The following is a 17025-nucleotide window of genomic DNA, read 5'->3' as shown; positions in this document are numbered from 1 at the left end:
CACAAGCGTAATAAAAAACGGGCTGCCATCTGGCAGCCCGTTTTGTCTGGACGCGCGACTTACTGCGCGGCAGGGGCGGCAGGCGGCTCGCCCACCACGTCATGCACGCGCACGAAACCGAGCTGGCCCGGCGCAAAGCCGCTCAGACGCAGCGGCACGGTTGCCGAAGCGCGCGGCAGCAGCGTCGCCGGCACCGCGATCTCCTGGCTCAGGCTGGTGGCCTCAAGCGGTTTGCCCGTCGCCGGATCCCGTTCGCCCCAAACCACCTGCGCACGCAGCGCCGGAACGGGCTGGCTGCCGGTTGCGCTGATGGTCAGGTTAGCGCGCGCGCCGTTGGCTTCCGCCGCCACGCGCGTCAGCGAGAGGCGCAGCTTGCCGAGCTGGGTTTGCAGTTCGACCGGCGTATTAGCCTGCGGCACCAGCCAGGCACCCTGCGTGGAGTTGCTGTTAAGCTGCCCCTGGATTTCGATGGCGCTCGCCTGAGTAGTCAGGTGGCGCATCTGCTTATTCAGCTGGCTCACTTCCTGATGCAGCTGATTCACTTTCGGGCTGGCAGGCGGCGAGCTACAGCCGCTTAACAACGCCATCGCACACGCCAGCGGCGCCCAAACCGTCCTGATCATAAACTCTTCCTTGTGCTTATTTAGGAATACGTAATACCTGGCCCGGATAGATTTTGTCAGGGTGGGTCAGCATCGGCTTGTTGGCTTCGAAAATCTTGTTGTACTCGTTAGGGTTGCCGTAAACCGCTTTCGAAATCGCGCTCAGCGTGTCGCCTTTTTTCACGGTATAGAATTCCGCTTCCGGCGCGCTGTCGGCTGTTTTAACCTGATCGTCCACTTTGGTAATGCCCGCGACGTTACCGGCCGCCACTAAGATTTTCTCTTTCAGCTCCTGGGAAATGCCGTCGCCGCTCACCGTTACGGTATCGCCGTTGACCGCCACGTTCACTTTGTCGCTGTCAGGTAAGCCCAGCTTGTTGATGTGCTCTTTCAGCTTCTCGCTGGCATCATCATGGCCGGATACCGCGTCCCACAGTTTTTCGCCTGCCTCTTTCACAAAGTTAAACAAACCCATATATATCCTCCAGATGGTTATGGTGTAGGCCGTCTTTCTGACGACATCAGTAAGCATAGACACTTTCTCGCTACGTCTCCTGCCGATTGGCAAAAGAGGAAAGGCACGCTTATACATTTTGTTGACTTGTCATTCGCGCTACACTGTGTAGCCCATTTATTTAGCGTCAGGAAAGGTCATGCACTGCCCATTTTGCTCTGCTGTGGACACTAAAGTCATTGATTCGCGTCTGGTTAGTGAAGGCTCGTCCGTGCGGCGGCGGCGGCAGTGTCTGATGTGCCACGAGCGCTTCACCACCTTCGAAGTGGCGGAGCTGGTGATGCCGCGGGTAGTGAAAAGCAATGACGTACGCGAACCCTTTAACGAAGACAAGCTCAGCAGCGGCATGATGAAGGCGCTGGAGAAGCGCCCGGTAAGCGCCGATGCGGTTGAGAGCGCGGTAAACCATATCAAAACCCAGCTGCGCGCTACCGGCGAGCGCGAGATCCCCAGCAAGCTGATCGGCAATCTGGTGATGGACGAGCTGAAGAAGCTCGACAAGGTCGCCTATATTCGCTTCGCCTCGGTCTACCGCAGCTTTGAAGATATTCGCGATTTCGGCGCCGAGATCGCCAGGTTACAGGATTGACCATGAACGAACGCTATATGGCGCGCGCGCTGGAGCTGGCGCGACGCGGACGCTTTACGACGACGCCTAACCCCAACGTCGGCTGCGTTATCGTACGCGACGGCGAGATTGTCGGTGAAGGCTGGCATCAGCGCGCCGGCGAGCCGCACGCTGAGGTGTACGCGCTGCGCATGGCGGGCGACAGGGCGCGCGGCGCCACCGCCTACGTCACGCTGGAGCCGTGCAGCCACCACGGCCGCACGCCACCTTGCTGCGACGCCCTGATTGCCGCTGGCGTCAGTCGCGTGGCGGCGGCGATGCAGGATCCCAATCCACAGGTCGCCGGGCGCGGCCTCTATCGCCTGCAGCAGGCGGGCATTGAGGTGAGCCACGGGCTGATGATGGCGGAAGCGGAGGCGCTCAACCGCGGCTTTCTGAAGCGCATGCGCACCGGTTTTCCCTTCGTTCAGCTCAAGCTCGGCGCGTCGCTGGATGGCCGCACCGCCATGGCCAGCGGCGAAAGCCAGTGGATAACCTCAGCGGCCGCGCGTCGTGACGTGCAGCGCCTGCGGGCGCAAAGCTCGGCGATTCTCAGCAGCAGCGCCACCGTGCTGGCGGACGATCCGTCGCTGACGGTGCGCTGGCCGGAACTCGATAGCGAGTCGCGGTCGCTGCTGAACGAAGCTGAGCTGCGCCAGCCGCTGCGCGTGATTGTCGACAGCCGCAACCGGGTCACGCCGCAGCACAAACTTATTGCCCAGCCGGGCGAGACCTGGCTGATGCGCGCCGCGCCGGACCAACAGGCCTGGCCGGAGAGCGTCACGCAGATCGCCGTGCCGACGCGCGGCGAGCAGCTCGACCTGGTGGCGCTGATGATGCTGCTGGGCAAACGGCAGGTAAACAGTCTGTGGGTCGAGGCGGGGGCGTCGCTGGCTGGCGCGCTGCTGCAGACCGGCGTCGTGGATGAGCTGATTGTCTATATGGCGCCAACGCTGCTCGGCGACGCCGCGCGCGGCCTCTGCCAGCTGCCTGGCCTGGCGCAGCTGGCCGATGCGCCAGCCTTTTCATTTAGCGACGTGCGCCAGGTTGGCCCCGATCTGCGCCTGACGCTGACGCCGCGCTGACCGCGGCGGAAAAGCAAGAGCACGCCGCCAAAGAGTGTGATAGAATCCGCCCCCCTGCGGGGCCATAACAAAACCCTGAAAGGATAAGTATGAAAGTTATCGAAGCTGCTGTTGCCACGCCTGAGGCCAATGTTGCCATCGTTATTGCGCGTTTTAACAACTTCATCAACGACAGCCTGCTGGACGGCGCGATCGATGCCCTGAAGCGTATCGGTCAGGTGAAAGATGAAAACATCACCGTCGTCTGGGTACCAGGCGCGTACGAACTGCCGCTGGCAGCCCGCGCGCTGGCGAACAGCGGTAAGCACGACGCCATTGTGGCGCTGGGCACCGTGATTCGCGGCGGCACCGCCCACTTTGAATATGTTGCCGGCGAAGCCAGCTCCGGTATCGCTAACGTCGCGATGACCAGCGAAATCCCGGTAACGTTCGGCGTACTGACCACGGAAAATATCGAGCAGGCTATTGAGCGTGCCGGTACCAAAGCGGGTAACAAAGGCGCCGAAGCGGCCCTGACCGCACTCGAAATGATTAACGTATTGAAAGCCATCAAAGCCTGATTTTTGTAAGGGGAATTTTGTGAAACCTGCTGCTCGTCGCCGCGCCCGCGAGTGCGCTGTCCAGGCGCTCTACTCCTGGCAGTTGTCTAACAACGACATTGCCGATGTGGAATACCAGTTTCTGGCGGAACAGGACGTCAAAGACGTCGACATTACCTATTTCCGCGAACTGCTGTCCGGTGTGGCGACCAACAGCGCGTATCTGGATGGGCTGATGAAACCTTACCTGTCGCGCCAGCTTGAAGAGCTGGGCCAGGTAGAAAAAGCAATCCTGCGTATTTCGCTGTATGAACTGAGCAAGCGCGCTGATGTGCCCTATAAAGTGGCGATCAACGAAGGTATTGAGCTGGCGAAAGTATTTGGCGCTGAAGACAGCCATAAGTTCGTCAACGGCGTGCTGGATAAAGCCGCCCCACAAATCAGACCCAATCGCAAATAAAGAAAAGGCCAGCTTGCTGGCCTTTTTTCATCAGTAAGCGGAACGCAACCATGTCCTGTGGCGAATTCGAACTCATCGCACGCTATTTCAATCGCAGAACCCGCAGCCGCCGCGACGTCGAGACCGGCATCGGCGACGACTGCGCGCTGATGAGCGTGCCGGAGAAACAGACGCTGGCGATCAGCACCGATACGCTGGTGGCGGGCGTCCACTTTTTACGCGATATCCATCCTGCCGATCTCGGCTATAAGGCGCTGGCGGTTAACCTGAGCGATCTGGCGGCCATGGGCGCCGATCCGGCGTGGCTGACGCTGGCGCTGACGCTGCCGGAGGTCGACGAAGAGTGGCTGAAAGCCTTTAGCGAAAGCCTGTTCGAGCTGCTGGAGTATTACGATATGCAGCTGGTAGGCGGCGACACCACGCGCGGTCCGCTGAGCATGACGCTCGGCATCCACGGCCTGGTGCCGCAGGGCCGCGCGCTGAAGCGCGCCGGCGCGAAGCCGGGCGACTGGCTCTACGTGACCGGTACGCTGGGCGACAGCGCTGCGGGCCTGTCGCTGCTGCAGCATCACCATCGCATCCAGGATCCGGCGGTGCACGAGGCGCTGATTAAGCGCCACCTGCGGCCGATGCCGCGCATCCTGCAGGGGCAGGCGCTGCGCTCGCTGGCGTCGGCGGCGATCGACATTTCCGACGGCCTGATTTCCGATCTCGGCCATATCCTTAAAGCGAGCGGCTGCGGCGCGCGGCTCAATCTGGAGGCGCTGCCGCTGTCATCGGCGCTGCGCGACCATTTTGCCCCTGAGCAGGTGCTGCGCTGGGCGCTGAGCGGCGGCGAAGATTACGAGCTCTGCTTTACCGTGCCGGAGATGAACCGCGGCGCGCTCGACGTCGCGCTGGGCCACCTTGGCGTGCCCTTTACCTGCATCGGGCAGCTGATGCCTGAAGCCGAGGGACTGACGCTGCTGGAGCACGGCAAGCCGGTTACTTTCAACCATAAAGGATTTGACCATTTTGACGCGAAATAAGGATGTGGCGAAGAGCCGCCTGCGCATGAGCAACCCCTGGCATCTGCTCGCCACTGGTTTCGGCAGCGGGTTGAGTCCTTACGTGCCGGGCACCATGGGGTCGCTGGCGGCGATCCCGTTCTGGTGGCTGATGGCGCGGCTGCCGCAGGATCTCTATTCGCTGATTGTGCTGCTGGGCATTAGCCTTGGCGTCTATATCTGTCACCGCACCGCCAAAGATATGGGGGTGCACGATCACGGCAGCATCGTCTGGGATGAGTTTATCGGCATGTGGATTACGCTGATGGCGATTCCGGCGAATAGCTGGCAGTGGGTGCTGGCCGGTTTCGTGGTGTTCCGCATATTCGATATGTGGAAGCCCTGGCCGATCCGCTGGTTCGATCGCAACGTGCACGGCGGCATGGGGATTATGGTGGACGATATTATCGCCGGGGTTATTTCGGCGGCGCTGCTCTATGCGGCGGGGGTGTGGCTGGGCGCCTGAGTCGTTGACCCGCTGTGCCCACGCAGGTGGCATGGGCCGATCGCAACGTCGCTCCAGACATCCATGCTCGCCCGGCCCGCGCAGATACGCACCTCTTCCATGAGGTGCGCCCGTAAACGGGCCAACGCTTTGCTCTGCTGCCCATGCCCCCGCTTTTGGCGATATGGTGCGGCCTGAAACAAACCCCTATTCAAAGCCTACCACTGGATGAGGCTGATAAACCGTCTCCAGCTCGGCAATCTCCTCGGCGCCTAGATCGACCTCAACCGCCTTCACCAGATCCGCCAGCTGTTCAGCGCGCGATGCGCCGATAATCGGCGCGGTAACGGCGGGCTTATGCAGCAGCCAGGCGAGGGCCACCTGCGCGCGGCTTACCCCTTTCTGTGCGGCAATCGCCTCAACGCGCTGCGCAATCGCCGCATCGTTCTCTTCCGTCGCGCTATAGAGGGTTTTACCATACTCGTCCGAGGCGGTACGCGCGGTGGCTTCGCCCCAGGGACGCGTCAGCCTGCCGCGCGCCAGCGGGCTCCAGGGCAGCACGGCGATATTCTCCGCCTGACAGAGCGGGTGCATCTCGCGCTCCTCTTCGCGCTGGATCAGGTTGTACTGATCCTGCATGCTGACGAACGGCGCCCAGCCGTGCTGGCGCTGGGTATAGACCGCCTTAGCAAACTGCCAGGCGTGCATTGAGGAGGCGCCGATATAGCGCGCTTTGCCCGCTTTCACCACGTCGTTCAGCGCTTCCAGCGTCTCTTCCAGCGGCGTCTCATAATCCCAGCGATGGATCTGCAGCAGATCGACATACTCCATATCCAGGCGCTTCAGGCTGTCGTCAATCGACTGCATAATATTTTTGCGCGACAGGCCCTGCGACAGATTGCTGAGCGGGAAGTAGACCTTGGTGGCGACCACGATCTCCTCGCGCCGCGCGAACGCCTTTAGCGCGCGGCCGACGATCTCTTCGCTGCTGCCGTCGGAATAGCTGTTCGCCGTATCGAAAAAGTTAATGCCCGCATCCAGCGCCTGCTGGATCAGCGGTCGGCTGCTCGCTTCCGGCAGCGTCCAGGCGTGACGACCGCGATCCGGCTCGCCAAAGGTCATACAGCCGAGACAGAGACGGGAAACCTGAAGGTCGGTCTGGCCTAACTGGGTGGTTTTCATGAAAGCTCCTGCTATGCATTAAACAATCCGTAAGCATAGCAGGAGCGAAGGGCAGGGGACTTTACTCTACGAGCCAGTCGCGGATCTGCTGCTGAATGCCTTGCGCATCCAGCTGGTAGTCACGGCGCACCTCATCCTGCGTGCCCTGCGGAATAAATTCATCCGGCAGACCGAGGTTGAGCACCGGCACGCGCAGGCGTTTCGCCATTACCGTCTCGTTGACGCCACTGCCTGCGCCGCCTTTGATGGCGCCTTCTTCCAGCGTCACCAGCGACTCGTGGCTCTGCGCCAGCTCGGCGATTAGCGCCTCATCCAGCGGCTTAACGAAGCGCATATCCACCAGGGTGGCGTTCAGCGCTTCCGCCGCTTCCGCCGCCGCAGGCAGCAGCGTGCCGAAGTTAAGGATCGCCAGCTTCTCGCCCTGGCGTTTCACCACGCCTTTGCCCAGCGGCAGACTCTGCAGCGGCGTCAGCTCGACGCCGACCGCATTGCCGCGCGGATAGCGCACCGCGCTCGGCCCGTCCTGATAGTGATAGCCGGTATAGAGCATCTGACGACATTCGTTCTCGTCGCTCGGCGTCATAATCACCATCTCCGGCACGCAGCGCAGAAACGCGAGGTCGAACGCGCCCTGGTGGGTCTGGCCGTCAGCGCCGACGATGCCGCCGCGATCGATGGCGAACAGCACCGGCAGCTTCTGGATCGCGACGTCGTGGATCACCTGATCGTAAGCGCGCTGCAGAAAGGTCGAATAGATCGCCACGATCGGCTTATAGCCGCCGATCGCCATGCCCGCAGCGAAGGTCACCGCGTGCTGCTCGGCGATGGCCACGTCGAAATATTGTGACGGATAGCGACGGGAGAACTCCACCATGCCGGAGCCTTCACGCATCGCAGGGGTGATCGCCATCAGCCTGGGATCGTCCTGCGCCATTTCGCACAGCCAGCTGCCGAAAATTTTGGAGTAGCTCGGCAGGCCTTCGGCGCTCTTGGGCAGCGCGCCGCTGGCGGGATCGAACTTCGGCACCGCGTGCCAGGCGATGGGATCCTGCTCCGCCGGCGCATAGCCTTTGCCCTTTTTGGTCATAATATGCAGGAACTGCGGCCCTTTCAGGCTGCGCATATTTTTCAGCGTCGCCACCAGCGTCAGCACGTCGTGACCGTCTACCGGGCCGATATAGTTAAAGCCCAACTCTTCAAACAGCGTGCCCGGCACCACCATGCCTTTCAGGTGCTCTTCGGTGCGCTTCACCAGCTCTTTAATCGGCGGCAGCCCGCCCAGCACGCGCTTGCCGCCTTCGCGCAGGCGCGAGTAGGTCTTGCCGGAAAGGATCTGCGCCAGACGGTTATTCAGCGCGCCAACGTTCTCTGAGATCGACATCTCGTTGTCGTTAAGGATCACCAGCATATCGGGTTTGATATCGCCGGCGTGGTTCATCGCCTCAAACGCCATGCCGGCGGTGATGGCACCGTCGCCGATAATGCAGGCGGTGCGGCGGCCGAGGCCTTCGCGCTCTGCCGCCGCCGCCATGCCGAGTCCGGCGCTGATAGAGGTCGAAGAGTGGCCGACGCTCAGCACGTCATATTCACTCTCGCCGCGCCACGGAAAAGGGTGCAGGCCGTTTTTCTGGCGAATGGTGCCGATGCGGTCGCGGCGACCGGTCAGAATCTTATGGGGATAGGCCTGATGGCCGACGTCCCACACCAGATGATCGAACGGCGTGTTATAGACGTAATGCAGCGCGACGGTCAGCTCGACCACGCCCAGACCCGAGGCGAAATGGCCGCTGGAGCGGCTTACGCTGTCCAGCAGATATTGACGCAGCTCGTCGCACAGCGCCGGAAGCGACTCTTTCGGGAGAGAACGCAGCTCCTCTACGGTGCTTGCCTGCGCCAGTGTCGGGTATTTTGCAATATCAAAACTCATCAGAGACTCATTATGGAAGTTATTTGTCGCGTTCAATTATGAAGCTTGCCAGCGCCTGCAATGCTGTGGTGTCTAACGATTGCGCCGCAAGAATATCCAGCGCGCTCAGCGCCTGCTGGTGAAGCTCCCTGGCTTTCGCTCGGGCGTTATCAAGCCCCAGCAGCGACGGATAGGTGCTTTTATCGAGATCCTGATCGGCACCCTGTTTTTTGCCGGTAACCGCGCTGTCGCCGACGACGTCAAGAATATCGTCCTGTACCTGAAACGCGAGGCCGATGGCGTCGGCGTAGGTATCCAGCGCCGGCAGCGCAGCGCGCCCGCGCTCGCCCGCCGCTAACGCGCCGAGGCGCACGGCGGCGCGGATAAGCGCGCCGGTTTTATGGCGGTGAATCTGCTCCAGCTGTTCCAGCCCGACGCGCTGGCCTTCCGCCGCTAAGTCGAGCGCCTGGCCGCCGCACATGCCCGCCACGCCGCTGGCGCGCGCCAGTTCGGCGATCATCGCAATGCGGCTGGCGTCGCTGACGCCCGGCATCGGCTCGTCGGCCAGAATAGAGAACGCCAGCGTCTGCAGCGCGTCGCCGGCAAGTATCGCGGTATCTTCGCCATACTTGATATGACAGGTCGGCTGGCCGCGACGCAACGCGTCATCATCCATCGCTGGCAGGTCATCATGGATCAGGGAGTAGGCGTGAATGCATTCCACGGCAGCGGCGGGCGCGTCAAGGCTCGTCGGATCCGCGTTGAACATCTCGCCGGTAGCGTAGACCAGAAAGGGACGCAGGCGTTTACCGCCCAATAATGCCCCATAACGCATGGCGTTAACCAGAGGAGAACTCTGAAAGGGAAGCGGCGCGAGTAAGCGAGACAGCGCGGCGTTAGCCCGTTCCGGATAAAGGCTCAGCAGGTGAATAAAATCCATTACTCTTTTTCCGGCGTGAAGGGGCTGAGATCGGCGTCTTTATCGTCGCTGAGCAGAATGCGTACGCGCTGCTCGGCCTGTTGTAATGTTTGCTGACCGTTGCGCGCCAGCTGTACGCCGCGCTCAAACTCATTCAGCGCCTCTTCCAGCGGCAGTTCGCCGCTCTCCAGCCGGCTGACGATCTGCTCCAGCTGCTGTAAGGAGGTTTCAAAACTAGCGGGCTGTTCGGCTTTTTTCGGCATATTCAGTGTCGACTCACGTGTAAGACTTTCTCTCGTAATCGGTCATGGTAGCGGAGAGCGTTTGATTAGCAAAATAATCAATGTGACTGCGGTTGCAGAAGCAGTCATCTGACAAAGGTGATATACTCCCGCGCCTCGGATGCGGTTGCGCTCTTTTGCCCGCAATTTTTGTGATTTTACCAGCTAAGTGCCGCTCTCTCGCACTTATTTGCCCAACGAATTCGTGTCGCCATGAAGTTTATCATCAAGTTATTTCCTGAAATCACCATCAAAAGTCAGTCGGTGCGGTTGCGCTTTATTAAAATTCTCACCAGCAATATCCGCAACGTGCTGAAGACCGTCGGCGAGGATATCGCCGTGGTGCGCCACTGGGATCACATCGTAGTCCGGTCGAAAGACGAAGGGCTGCGCAGCGTGATTGTGGAAGAGCTCACCCGTATTCCCGGTATTCACCATGTGCTCTCGGTCGAAGAGCGCAGCTATACCGACGTGCACGATATTTTCGAGCAGACGCTGGCGCAGTATGGCGACAGCCTGCAGAACAAAAGCTTCTGCGTGCGCGTTAAGCGCCGCGGTAAACATGAGTTTAGCTCGCAGGACGTAGAGCGCTACGTCGGCGGCGGTCTGAATCAGCATATCGCCAGCGCGAAAGTGCAGCTGAACAAGCCGGACGTTACCGTGCATCTCGAAATCGACGACGATCGCCTGCTGTTGATCACCGGCCGCTATGAAGGGCTGGGCGGCTTCCCGATCGGCACCCAGGAAGATGTGCTGTCGCTGATCTCCGGCGGCTTCGACTCCGGCGTCTCCAGCTATATGCTGCTGCGCCGCGGCTGTCGCGTGCACTACTGCTTCTTTAATCTCGGCGGCGCGGCGCACGAAATCGGCGTGCGTCAGGTGGCGCACTATATCTGGAACCGCTTTGGCCGCTCGCATCGCGTGCGCTTTGTGGCGATCAACTTCGAGCCGGTCGTCGGCGAGATTCTGGAAAAAGTGGATGACGGCCAGATGGGCGTGGTACTGAAGCGCATGATGGTGCGCGCCGCGTCGATGGTGGCAGAGCGTTACGGCGTGCAGGCGCTGGTGACCGGCGAAGCGCTGGGCCAGGTCTCCAGCCAGACCCTGACCAACCTGCGCCTGATCGACAACGCCTCCGATACGCTGATCCTGCGTCCGCTGATCTCGCACGATAAAGAGCACATCATTAAGGTGGCGCGCGAAATTGGCACTGAAGATTTCGCCAGCACCATGCCGGAATATTGCGGCGTGATCTCAAAGAGCCCGACGGTGAAAGCGGTCAAGGCGAAGATTGAGGCGGAAGAGCAGAATTTTGACTTCGCGATTCTGCAGCGCGTGGTGGAAGAGGCGAGCAACGTCGATATCCGCGATATCGCCGAGCAGGCTGAAGAGGAGGTGGTGGAAGTGGAAACCGTTGACTCGTTCGGCAGCGACGACGTGGTGCTGGATATCCGCGCCATCGACGAGCAGGAAGATAAGCCGCTGGCGCTGCAGGGCACCGAGGTGAAATCGCTGCCGTTCTATAAGCTCAGCAGCCAGTTCGGCGATCTCGACCAGAGCAAAACCTGGCTGCTCTACTGCGATCGCGGCGTGATGAGCAAGCTACAGGCGCTCTATCTGCACGAGCAGGGCTTTAAAAACGTGAAGGTCTATCGTCCGTAATAAAACGGGCTGCGCACCCTGCGCAGCCTTTTTTACTCGCTGTAATCGTAGATGCCCGCCGCCAGCACCAGCTGGGAGGCCACTTCTGCCGCTTTCTCTTTTCCTGCCAGCAGATCGATCAGCTTAAGCGCAAAATCCATTGCCGTGCCCGGCCCCTGGCTGGTGAGCAGGTTGACGCGCGGATCCCACACCACGCGCCTTTCCATCCACTTCTCCGCTGGGATGGTCTCTTTTAAGCCGGGGAAGCCGGTCATGTTGCCCACCGGAAAGAGATCGTGCGGCACCAGCACCGTGCCCGCCGCTGCGCAGATCGCCGCGACGATACGGCCGGAGAGATGAAACTGGCGCACGGTTTCCACCAGCAGCGGGCTGTCGCGGAAGGTCTCCGCGCCTTTCAGGCCGCCCGGCAGCACGATCGCCGCATAGTCCTCATCGGCCACCTCTACCAGCGGCGCATCCGCCAGCAGGCGCACGCCGCGCGAGCAGACGATTTCACGCGCGCCGTCGCTCTCTACGCTGGCGGTAACGACTTTCAGGCCGCCGCGCACCAGCAAATCAATAGTGGTGACCGCCTCGGTCTCTTCACTGCCATGTGCCAGGCAAACCAGAACCGGCCTGTTCTCGGTCATAATGGGACTCCTTGCGTTTTACTAGCTCATAAAGGCGGGTATTTTCCGGCACGGCGATGCCCTGCGCGCGCGCGCGTCGCAGCAGGAAGCCGGAGATATAGTCGATTTCAGTCAGGCGCTGCGCGCGTACGTCCTGCAGCATCGAGGAGGTATTGGCCGCGGTGGTTTCAATCACGTTGTAGACAATATCCCGCAGGCTGTCGGCGGTAATATGCTGGCCCTCGCGCTCCATCACCCAGCTCAGCTCCTGGCAGAGCTGGTCGATTTGCTGCGGCCAGGCGCGCAGCGCGCCGTTCTGGCAGTCGTGCTCTACGGTGAGCGGATTGATGATGCAGTTGACCGCCAGCTTGCGCCAGCAGGCGGCGGCGATATTGTCATGCCAGGCGACGTCCGGCAGCGCTGCGTGCAGGATATCGGCGAGATCGCTGAAGGCCGCACTTTTGCGGTTTGCCGGGCCGATATGGGTAATGCCGCTGGCGACATGCTTGATCACCGTGCCGTCGCGCATCGCCGCGTGCGTGGTAATGCCGCGCAGCAGCGGCTGGCTCAGGCCTTTTAGCTCTTCCAGCGTGCCCATGCCGTTGTGCAGCAGCAGCACCGGGCAATCGTCTGACAGCACGCTCTGCAGGTTGCGCACCGCGGGCGAAACCTGCGGCGCCTTAAGCGTCACCAGCAGCAGCTGGCTGTCGGCGAGGAAGAGCGGGTCGTTGGCGATAAAGGTGTTGTTGCTCACCTGGCCCTGGTAATCAATTACGTTGACGGAACAGTAGGGCTGCGGCACGCGCAGCCATCCCTGCACCTCATGGCCCTGGCGCGCCAGAGCGGCGAGCCAGATCTGACCAATAGCACCGCAACCCAACACGGTAATTTTCATACTGCCTCCCGTATCCGGGGTTGTCGTTTGTTCTGTTATACACAGCGATAATAAGTATAGCGTTGTGCGCAGCCTGATTTTGTTTAGTGCGGCAAGACGCGTATTATGCATGTCACTTTAGCGTCAGGAGAAGAAGAGATGCCATCTTTCGATATCGTTTCAGAAATCGACATGCAGGAAGTCCGCAACGCGGTCGAAAATGCCAACCGTGAATTAACGACCCGCTTCGATTTTCGCAACGTGAGCGCCAGTTTTGAGCTCAACGAAAAGAGTGAAACCATCAAAGTAACCAGCGAGTCCGATTTTCAGGTGAAACAGCTGGTGGATATGCTGCGTGAGAAGATGCTCAAGCGCGGCATTGAGGGCGCCGCGCTCGATATCCCAGAGGAGATCGAGCACAGCGGTAAGAGCTGGAGCGTCGATGCCAAAATGAAAAAAGGGATTGAGACTGAGGTCGCGAAAAAAATCGTTAAGCTGATCAAAGACAGCAAGCTGAAAGTGCAGACGCAGATTCAGGGCGATTCACTGCGCGTTACCGGCAAGTCGCGCGACGATTTGCAGGGGGCGATGGCGCTGGTGCGCGGCGGCAATCTTGGCCAGCCGTTCCAGTTCAAGAATTTCCGCGATTAATCCTCTTCAGGCGTGCGGCAGGTGATCTGCCGCACGCTTTGCTTACTCCCCCTGGCGTTCCGCCTGTTTCTCCCTCTCCCGCTGCGTTAAATCGGTAGGCTTTCCGCCAAAGGTGTGCAAATCTCTTGATGGAACCCTAAACAGGAGAAAGAAGTCATGAAAATGATGAAAGCTGCCGTGGTTAAGGCGTTTGGTGCACCGCTGGTTATTGAGCAGGTGCCGGTACCAGAAGTTGGCGCAGGACAGGTGCTGGTCAAAATTGCCGCGACCGGCGTTTGCCATACCGATCTTCATGCGGCAGAGGGCGACTGGCCCGTTAAACCCGTGCCGCCTTTTATTCCCGGTCATGAAGGGGTTGGCGAGGTTGTGGCCGTCGGGCCGAACGTTACTCATCTTAAGCTGGGCGATCGCGTTGGCGTGCCCTGGCTCTATTCGGCGTGCGGCCACTGCGAGCACTGTCTCGATAGCTGGGAGACGCTCTGTCATGAGCAGCAGAATGCGGGCTACTCGGTTAACGGCAGCTTTGCGGAGTATTGTCTGGCCGATGCCAACTACGTCGGCATTCTGCCCGATAACCTTGAGTATGCCGACGTGGCGCCGATCCTCTGCGCCGGGGTGACGGTCTATAAAGGGCTGAAAATGACGGAAGCCAGACCTGGAAACTGGGTGGTGATTTCCGGTATCGGGGGGCTGGGTCACCTGGCGGTGCAGTATGCGGTGGCGATGGGGCTTAACGTGGCTGCGGTAGACGTGGACGATGAGAAGCTGGCTTTTGCGCAGCGTCTCGGTGCCAGCGTGGTGGTGAACGCACGTAAAGACGATCCGGCGAAGGTGTTCCACGCGCAGTTTGGCGGCGCACATGCCGCGCTGGTCACCGCCGTGTCGCCAGCGGCCTTTGAACAGGCGATTGGCACGCTGCGGCGCGGCGGAACCATGGTGCTTAACGGGCTGCCGCCGGGCAAGTTCGATCTCTCTATCTTTGATATGGTACTGGACGGTATCACGGTGCGTGGCTCTATCGTGGGGACCCGAAAAGATTTGCAGGAGGCGCTCGATTTTGCCGGACGGCATAAGGTGAAAGCGACCATTGCCGTCGAGCCGCTGAGTAATATCAACTCCATCTTTGAACGTATGCACGCCGGAAAAATTGAGGGGCGGATCGTGGTGGATATGTCACTTTAACGCTGGCGTGAAAAGCAAAGAACCGGCGCGAAGCCGGTTCTTTTGTTTCAGCGCAAAGAAGCCTCTGCGCGCTAGCTGCTTGCCAGCAGCGCCTCCAGCTCAGGGCGGCTGGTGACTTTACTGTCGATCTTGATATAGGCGCTTTTCTCTTCCGGCACGATCAGCACCGCCGATACGCCCGGCTGGGCTTTCAGGCGCTGTTCCAGGTTCGGCTGCGCCAGCGCCTTATCGCTCAGCACGATACGCAGGCTGCTGACGTAGGGCGGCTCCTGCATGGTCATGGCGACAAACAGCCAGAGCGCCGCCACGATGGCGCCCACCAGAAACACGGTCTGCGCATCGAAATGGCCAAATACCCAGCCGCCGAGGCTGCCGCCAATCGCCACGCCGATAAACTGGCTGGTGGAATAGAGCCCCATCGCCGTGCCTTTATAGCCGGCCGGCGACTCTTTGCTCACCAGCGACGGCAGAATCGCCTCCATCAGGTTAAAGGCGAGGAAAAAGAGCTGCACGCCGATTACCAGCGTCCAGAAGTGGTCTTCCGCGCCCCACAGCACGATCTCTGCAATAACGATTAAGCCGACGCAGGCGACGAATACCCGCTTCATGCGGCGCTTTACCTCGGCGTAGATAATAAAGGGCACCACGCCGACAAAGGCGATCAGCATCGTCACCAGATAGATTTTCCAGTGTTCGGCGGCGGGCAGACCCGCCTGCTCGAACTGGCCGGGCAGGGCGACGAAGCTGGACATCAGCAAAATATGCAGACAGAGAATGCCGACGTTAAGTTTGATCAGTCGCGAATTGCCGAGCACCTTGCGGAAGCTGCCTTTTACCATGCCCGATTCGCGGTTCAGCACATGGCCGGGCGCGCTGGGCACCACCAGCAGCGTAATCACGATACCCAGCGAGGCGAGAATAGCGATCATCCAGAACAGCGCGTGCAGGCCGAGGGCGTGGGTAACGATCGGGCCGACCACCATCGCAATGGCGAAGGTGACGCCGAAGCTGATGCCGATAAAGGCCATTGCCTTGGTGCGATTCTGTTCGCGGGTTAAGTCGGAGAGCAGCGCCATCACGGCGGCGGCGATAGCGCCGGAGCCCTGCAAGGCGCGGCCGAGAATAATGCCCCAGATAGAGGTGGTGGTCGCGGCGATAAGGCTGCCGAGTACGAACAGCAGCAGGCCGCCGACAATCAGCGGCTTACGGCCGATGCGGTCAGAGAGCAGGCCGAAAGGAATTTGAAAGATCGCTTGCGCCAGGCCATAGATGCCGATCGCCAGACCGATAAGCGTTTCACTTGCGCCCTGGAGAGCCATGCCGTAGGTGGTTAATACCGGCAGGACCATAAACATGCCCAGCATACGCAGGGAAAATACCGTGCCCAAACCCCATGTGGCGCGCAGCTCCACCGGCGTCATTTTATTATCGTTCATTCCAACCTCTGTAAGTTTGCCGTATCTATTTTAGGGAGCAGGGCAGGGCGGGTAAAATAATAGTGTTTAAGAAGTGGTAACAAAAAGAAAGGGCGCGAAATCGCGCCCTTAGCAGATCTTAGCGTGCGGCTTTACCACACGTAGGTCAGCAGGTCTTTTGACGCCGGGGCCATAAAGTCCACCGACATCATCACGCTCAGCGCGGTGATAGCCACGATAGAGAAGACGAACAGCTTACGCGCCCAGACACGATCGTTCGAGGTCTTGTAGCCTGATAACGCCATTCCCAGCCACCATACGCTTACGGCCGCCGCGACCACCAGATATTTATAGCCCGCGTAGCCGCCCAGCGTCAGCATCAGCGTAGCGATCATAAACGCCAGAATGTAGAGCGTAATATGATTCTTCGCCACGGAGATGCCTTTTACCACCGGCAGAACCGGGATGTTCGCCGCCTGGTAATCTTTAAAGCGGAAGATGGCAATCGCATAGGAGTGCGGCATCTGCCACAGGCTAAAGATCGCCAGCAGGATCAGCGCGCCCGCGTCAAACTCACCGGTGACGGCGCAGTAGCCAATCACCGGGGGTGCGGCGCCAGACAGGCTGCCAATCAGCGTCCCGTAAACCGAGTGACGCTTCATGTAGAGGCTGTAAATACCGACGTAAACCACAAAGCCCATGACCGCCAGCCACATGGCCAGCGGATTGGCACCAAAGTAAAGCAACGCAAAGCCAGCAATACCCAGCGCGGTAGCATAAATCAGGCTTACTTTCGCAGAGATGAGGCCTTTAACCAGCACTCGATTCCGGGTTCTCTCCATCTTGACGTCGATATCGCGGTCGATCACGTTGTTGAAAACACAACCTGAGGCGACAACCAGCGATACGCCGATCAGCGAGGTGAGAAACAGGGCGTAATCAATGCTGCCTTTTGAAGCCAGCAGAAATCCGCCGATCACAGAAATTAAATTCCCGAAAATAATTCCTGGTTTTGTTACTTGCAGGTATTGCTTAATCATTACGCGA

At 59.9% G+C, this 17025-nt stretch carries 19 protein-coding genes; 9 read left to right on the top strand and 10 right to left on the bottom strand.

From position 1 onward, the window contains the following. Positions 1-59 precede the first annotated feature (59 nt). Positions 60-623, bottom strand: coding sequence for a DUF3251 domain-containing protein (locus tag LB453_RS17395; protein WP_103795116.1), 564 nt, complete (start codon positions 621-623; stop codon positions 60-62). 16 nt (positions 624-639) lie between these two features. After that, positions 640-1077 carry a peptidoglycan-binding protein LysM gene (gene lysM, locus LB453_RS17390; protein ID WP_103795115.1) on the bottom strand — a complete coding sequence of 146 codons (438 nt, stop codon included), beginning with the start codon at positions 1075-1077 and terminating at the stop codon, positions 640-642. Between the two features lie 178 nt (positions 1078-1255). On the opposite strand from lysM, the gene nrdR reads away from it, so the two are divergent. The 6 genes from nrdR (at position 1256) to pgpA (ending at position 5319) form a co-directional block, all read left to right on the top strand. Beyond that, positions 1256-1705: a transcriptional regulator NrdR gene (gene nrdR, locus LB453_RS17385; RefSeq protein ID WP_033752736.1), complete on the top strand. Its 450-nt coding sequence runs from the start codon at positions 1256-1258 to the stop codon at positions 1703-1705. A 2-nt stretch (positions 1706-1707) separates the two neighbouring features. Next, a complete protein-coding gene (ribD, locus tag LB453_RS17380) occupies positions 1708-2808 on the top strand; it encodes a bifunctional diaminohydroxyphosphoribosylaminopyrimidine deaminase/5-amino-6-(5-phosphoribosylamino)uracil reductase RibD (protein WP_103795114.1) in 1101 nt (366 codons plus the stop codon). A gap of 89 nt (positions 2809-2897) precedes the next feature. Beyond that, positions 2898-3368: a 6,7-dimethyl-8-ribityllumazine synthase gene (ribE, locus tag LB453_RS17375; protein WP_103795113.1), complete on the top strand. Its 471-nt coding sequence runs from the start codon at positions 2898-2900 to the stop codon at positions 3366-3368. Positions 3369-3387: 19 nt separating this feature from the next. After that, positions 3388-3807, top strand: coding sequence for a transcription antitermination factor NusB (nusB, locus tag LB453_RS17370; RefSeq protein WP_103795112.1), 420 nt, complete (start codon positions 3388-3390; stop codon positions 3805-3807). A gap of 50 nt (positions 3808-3857) precedes the next feature. Continuing rightward, positions 3858-4835 carry a thiamine-phosphate kinase gene (gene thiL, locus LB453_RS17365; RefSeq protein ID WP_103795111.1) on the top strand — a complete coding sequence of 326 codons (978 nt, stop codon included), beginning with the start codon at positions 3858-3860 and terminating at the stop codon, positions 4833-4835. A gap of 25 nt (positions 4836-4860) precedes the next feature. Then, entirely contained in the window at positions 4861-5319 is a 459-nt protein-coding gene (gene pgpA, locus LB453_RS17360; RefSeq protein WP_411970226.1) for a phosphatidylglycerophosphatase A, read from the top strand. Positions 5320-5505: 186 nt separating this feature from the next. Here the strand turns inward: pgpA and LB453_RS17355 are convergent, their stop codons facing one another. The 4 genes from LB453_RS17355 to xseB form a co-directional block, all read right to left on the bottom strand. Then, positions 5506-6480, bottom strand: coding sequence for an aldo/keto reductase (locus tag LB453_RS17355; protein ID WP_103795109.1), 975 nt, complete (start codon positions 6478-6480; stop codon positions 5506-5508). Positions 6481-6541: 61 nt separating this feature from the next. Continuing rightward, a complete protein-coding gene (gene dxs / locus LB453_RS17350) occupies positions 6542-8407 on the bottom strand; it encodes a 1-deoxy-D-xylulose-5-phosphate synthase (RefSeq protein WP_103795108.1) in 1866 nt (621 codons plus the stop codon). Positions 8408-8426: 19 nt separating this feature from the next. Continuing rightward, entirely contained in the window at positions 8427-9326 is a 900-nt protein-coding gene (ispA, locus tag LB453_RS17345) for a (2E,6E)-farnesyl diphosphate synthase (RefSeq protein ID WP_103795107.1), read from the bottom strand. Then, positions 9326-9568, bottom strand: coding sequence for an exodeoxyribonuclease VII small subunit (xseB, locus tag LB453_RS17340; protein WP_033752728.1), 243 nt, complete (start codon positions 9566-9568; stop codon positions 9326-9328). Before xseB ends, ispA begins: the two co-directional genes overlap by 1 nt. Before the next feature lie 231 nt (positions 9569-9799). Here xseB and thiI point away from each other — a divergent pair, with 231 nt between their 5' ends. Further along, positions 9800-11248 carry a tRNA uracil 4-sulfurtransferase ThiI gene (gene thiI, locus LB453_RS17335; protein WP_103795106.1) on the top strand — a complete coding sequence of 483 codons (1449 nt, stop codon included), beginning with the start codon at positions 9800-9802 and terminating at the stop codon, positions 11246-11248. A gap of 32 nt (positions 11249-11280) precedes the next feature. On the opposite strand, the gene yajL is transcribed toward thiI, so the two are convergent. Beyond that, positions 11281-11877 carry a protein deglycase YajL gene (gene yajL, locus LB453_RS17330; protein WP_103795105.1) on the bottom strand — a complete coding sequence of 199 codons (597 nt, stop codon included), beginning with the start codon at positions 11875-11877 and terminating at the stop codon, positions 11281-11283. Next, the gene (gene panE, locus LB453_RS17325) at positions 11831-12751 is read right to left on the bottom strand and encodes a 2-dehydropantoate 2-reductase (RefSeq protein WP_103795104.1); all 921 of its coding nucleotides are present in this window, start codon (positions 12749-12751) and stop codon (positions 11831-11833) included. The genes yajL and panE overlap by 47 nt, the downstream gene beginning before the upstream one ends. Positions 12752-12889: 138 nt before the next feature. Here panE and LB453_RS17320 point away from each other — a divergent pair, with 138 nt between their 5' ends. Together LB453_RS17320 and adhP are read left to right on the top strand one after the other, a co-directional pair. Further along, positions 12890-13381, top strand: a complete 492-nt coding sequence (locus LB453_RS17320; protein WP_103795103.1) for a YajQ family cyclic di-GMP-binding protein — start codon at positions 12890-12892, stop codon at positions 13379-13381. A gap of 156 nt (positions 13382-13537) precedes the next feature. Next, a complete protein-coding gene (gene adhP, locus LB453_RS17315; RefSeq protein ID WP_103795102.1) occupies positions 13538-14563 on the top strand; it encodes an alcohol dehydrogenase AdhP in 1026 nt (341 codons plus the stop codon). A 71-nt stretch (positions 14564-14634) separates the two neighbouring features. On the opposite strand, the gene LB453_RS17310 is transcribed toward adhP, so the two are convergent. Together LB453_RS17310 and cyoE are read right to left on the bottom strand one after the other, a co-directional pair. Beyond that, complete coding sequence (locus LB453_RS17310) at positions 14635-15999, bottom strand: MFS transporter (RefSeq protein ID WP_103795101.1); 1365 nt, start codon at positions 15997-15999, stop codon at positions 14635-14637. Positions 16000-16130: 131 nt separating this feature from the next. Next, on the bottom strand, positions 16131-17018 hold the full coding sequence (gene cyoE / locus LB453_RS17305; RefSeq protein ID WP_103795100.1) for a heme o synthase: 888 nt from the start codon (positions 17016-17018) through the stop codon (positions 16131-16133). Between the last annotated feature and the right edge of the window lie 7 nt (positions 17019-17025).

It is taken from the genome of Pantoea agglomerans, from assembly GCF_020149765.1.
Lineage (GTDB): Bacteria > Pseudomonadota > Gammaproteobacteria > Enterobacterales > Enterobacteriaceae > Pantoea > Pantoea alvi.
Note: the sequence above shows the minus strand (reverse complement) of the source record. Positions and strands in the feature narration are given on the sequence as shown.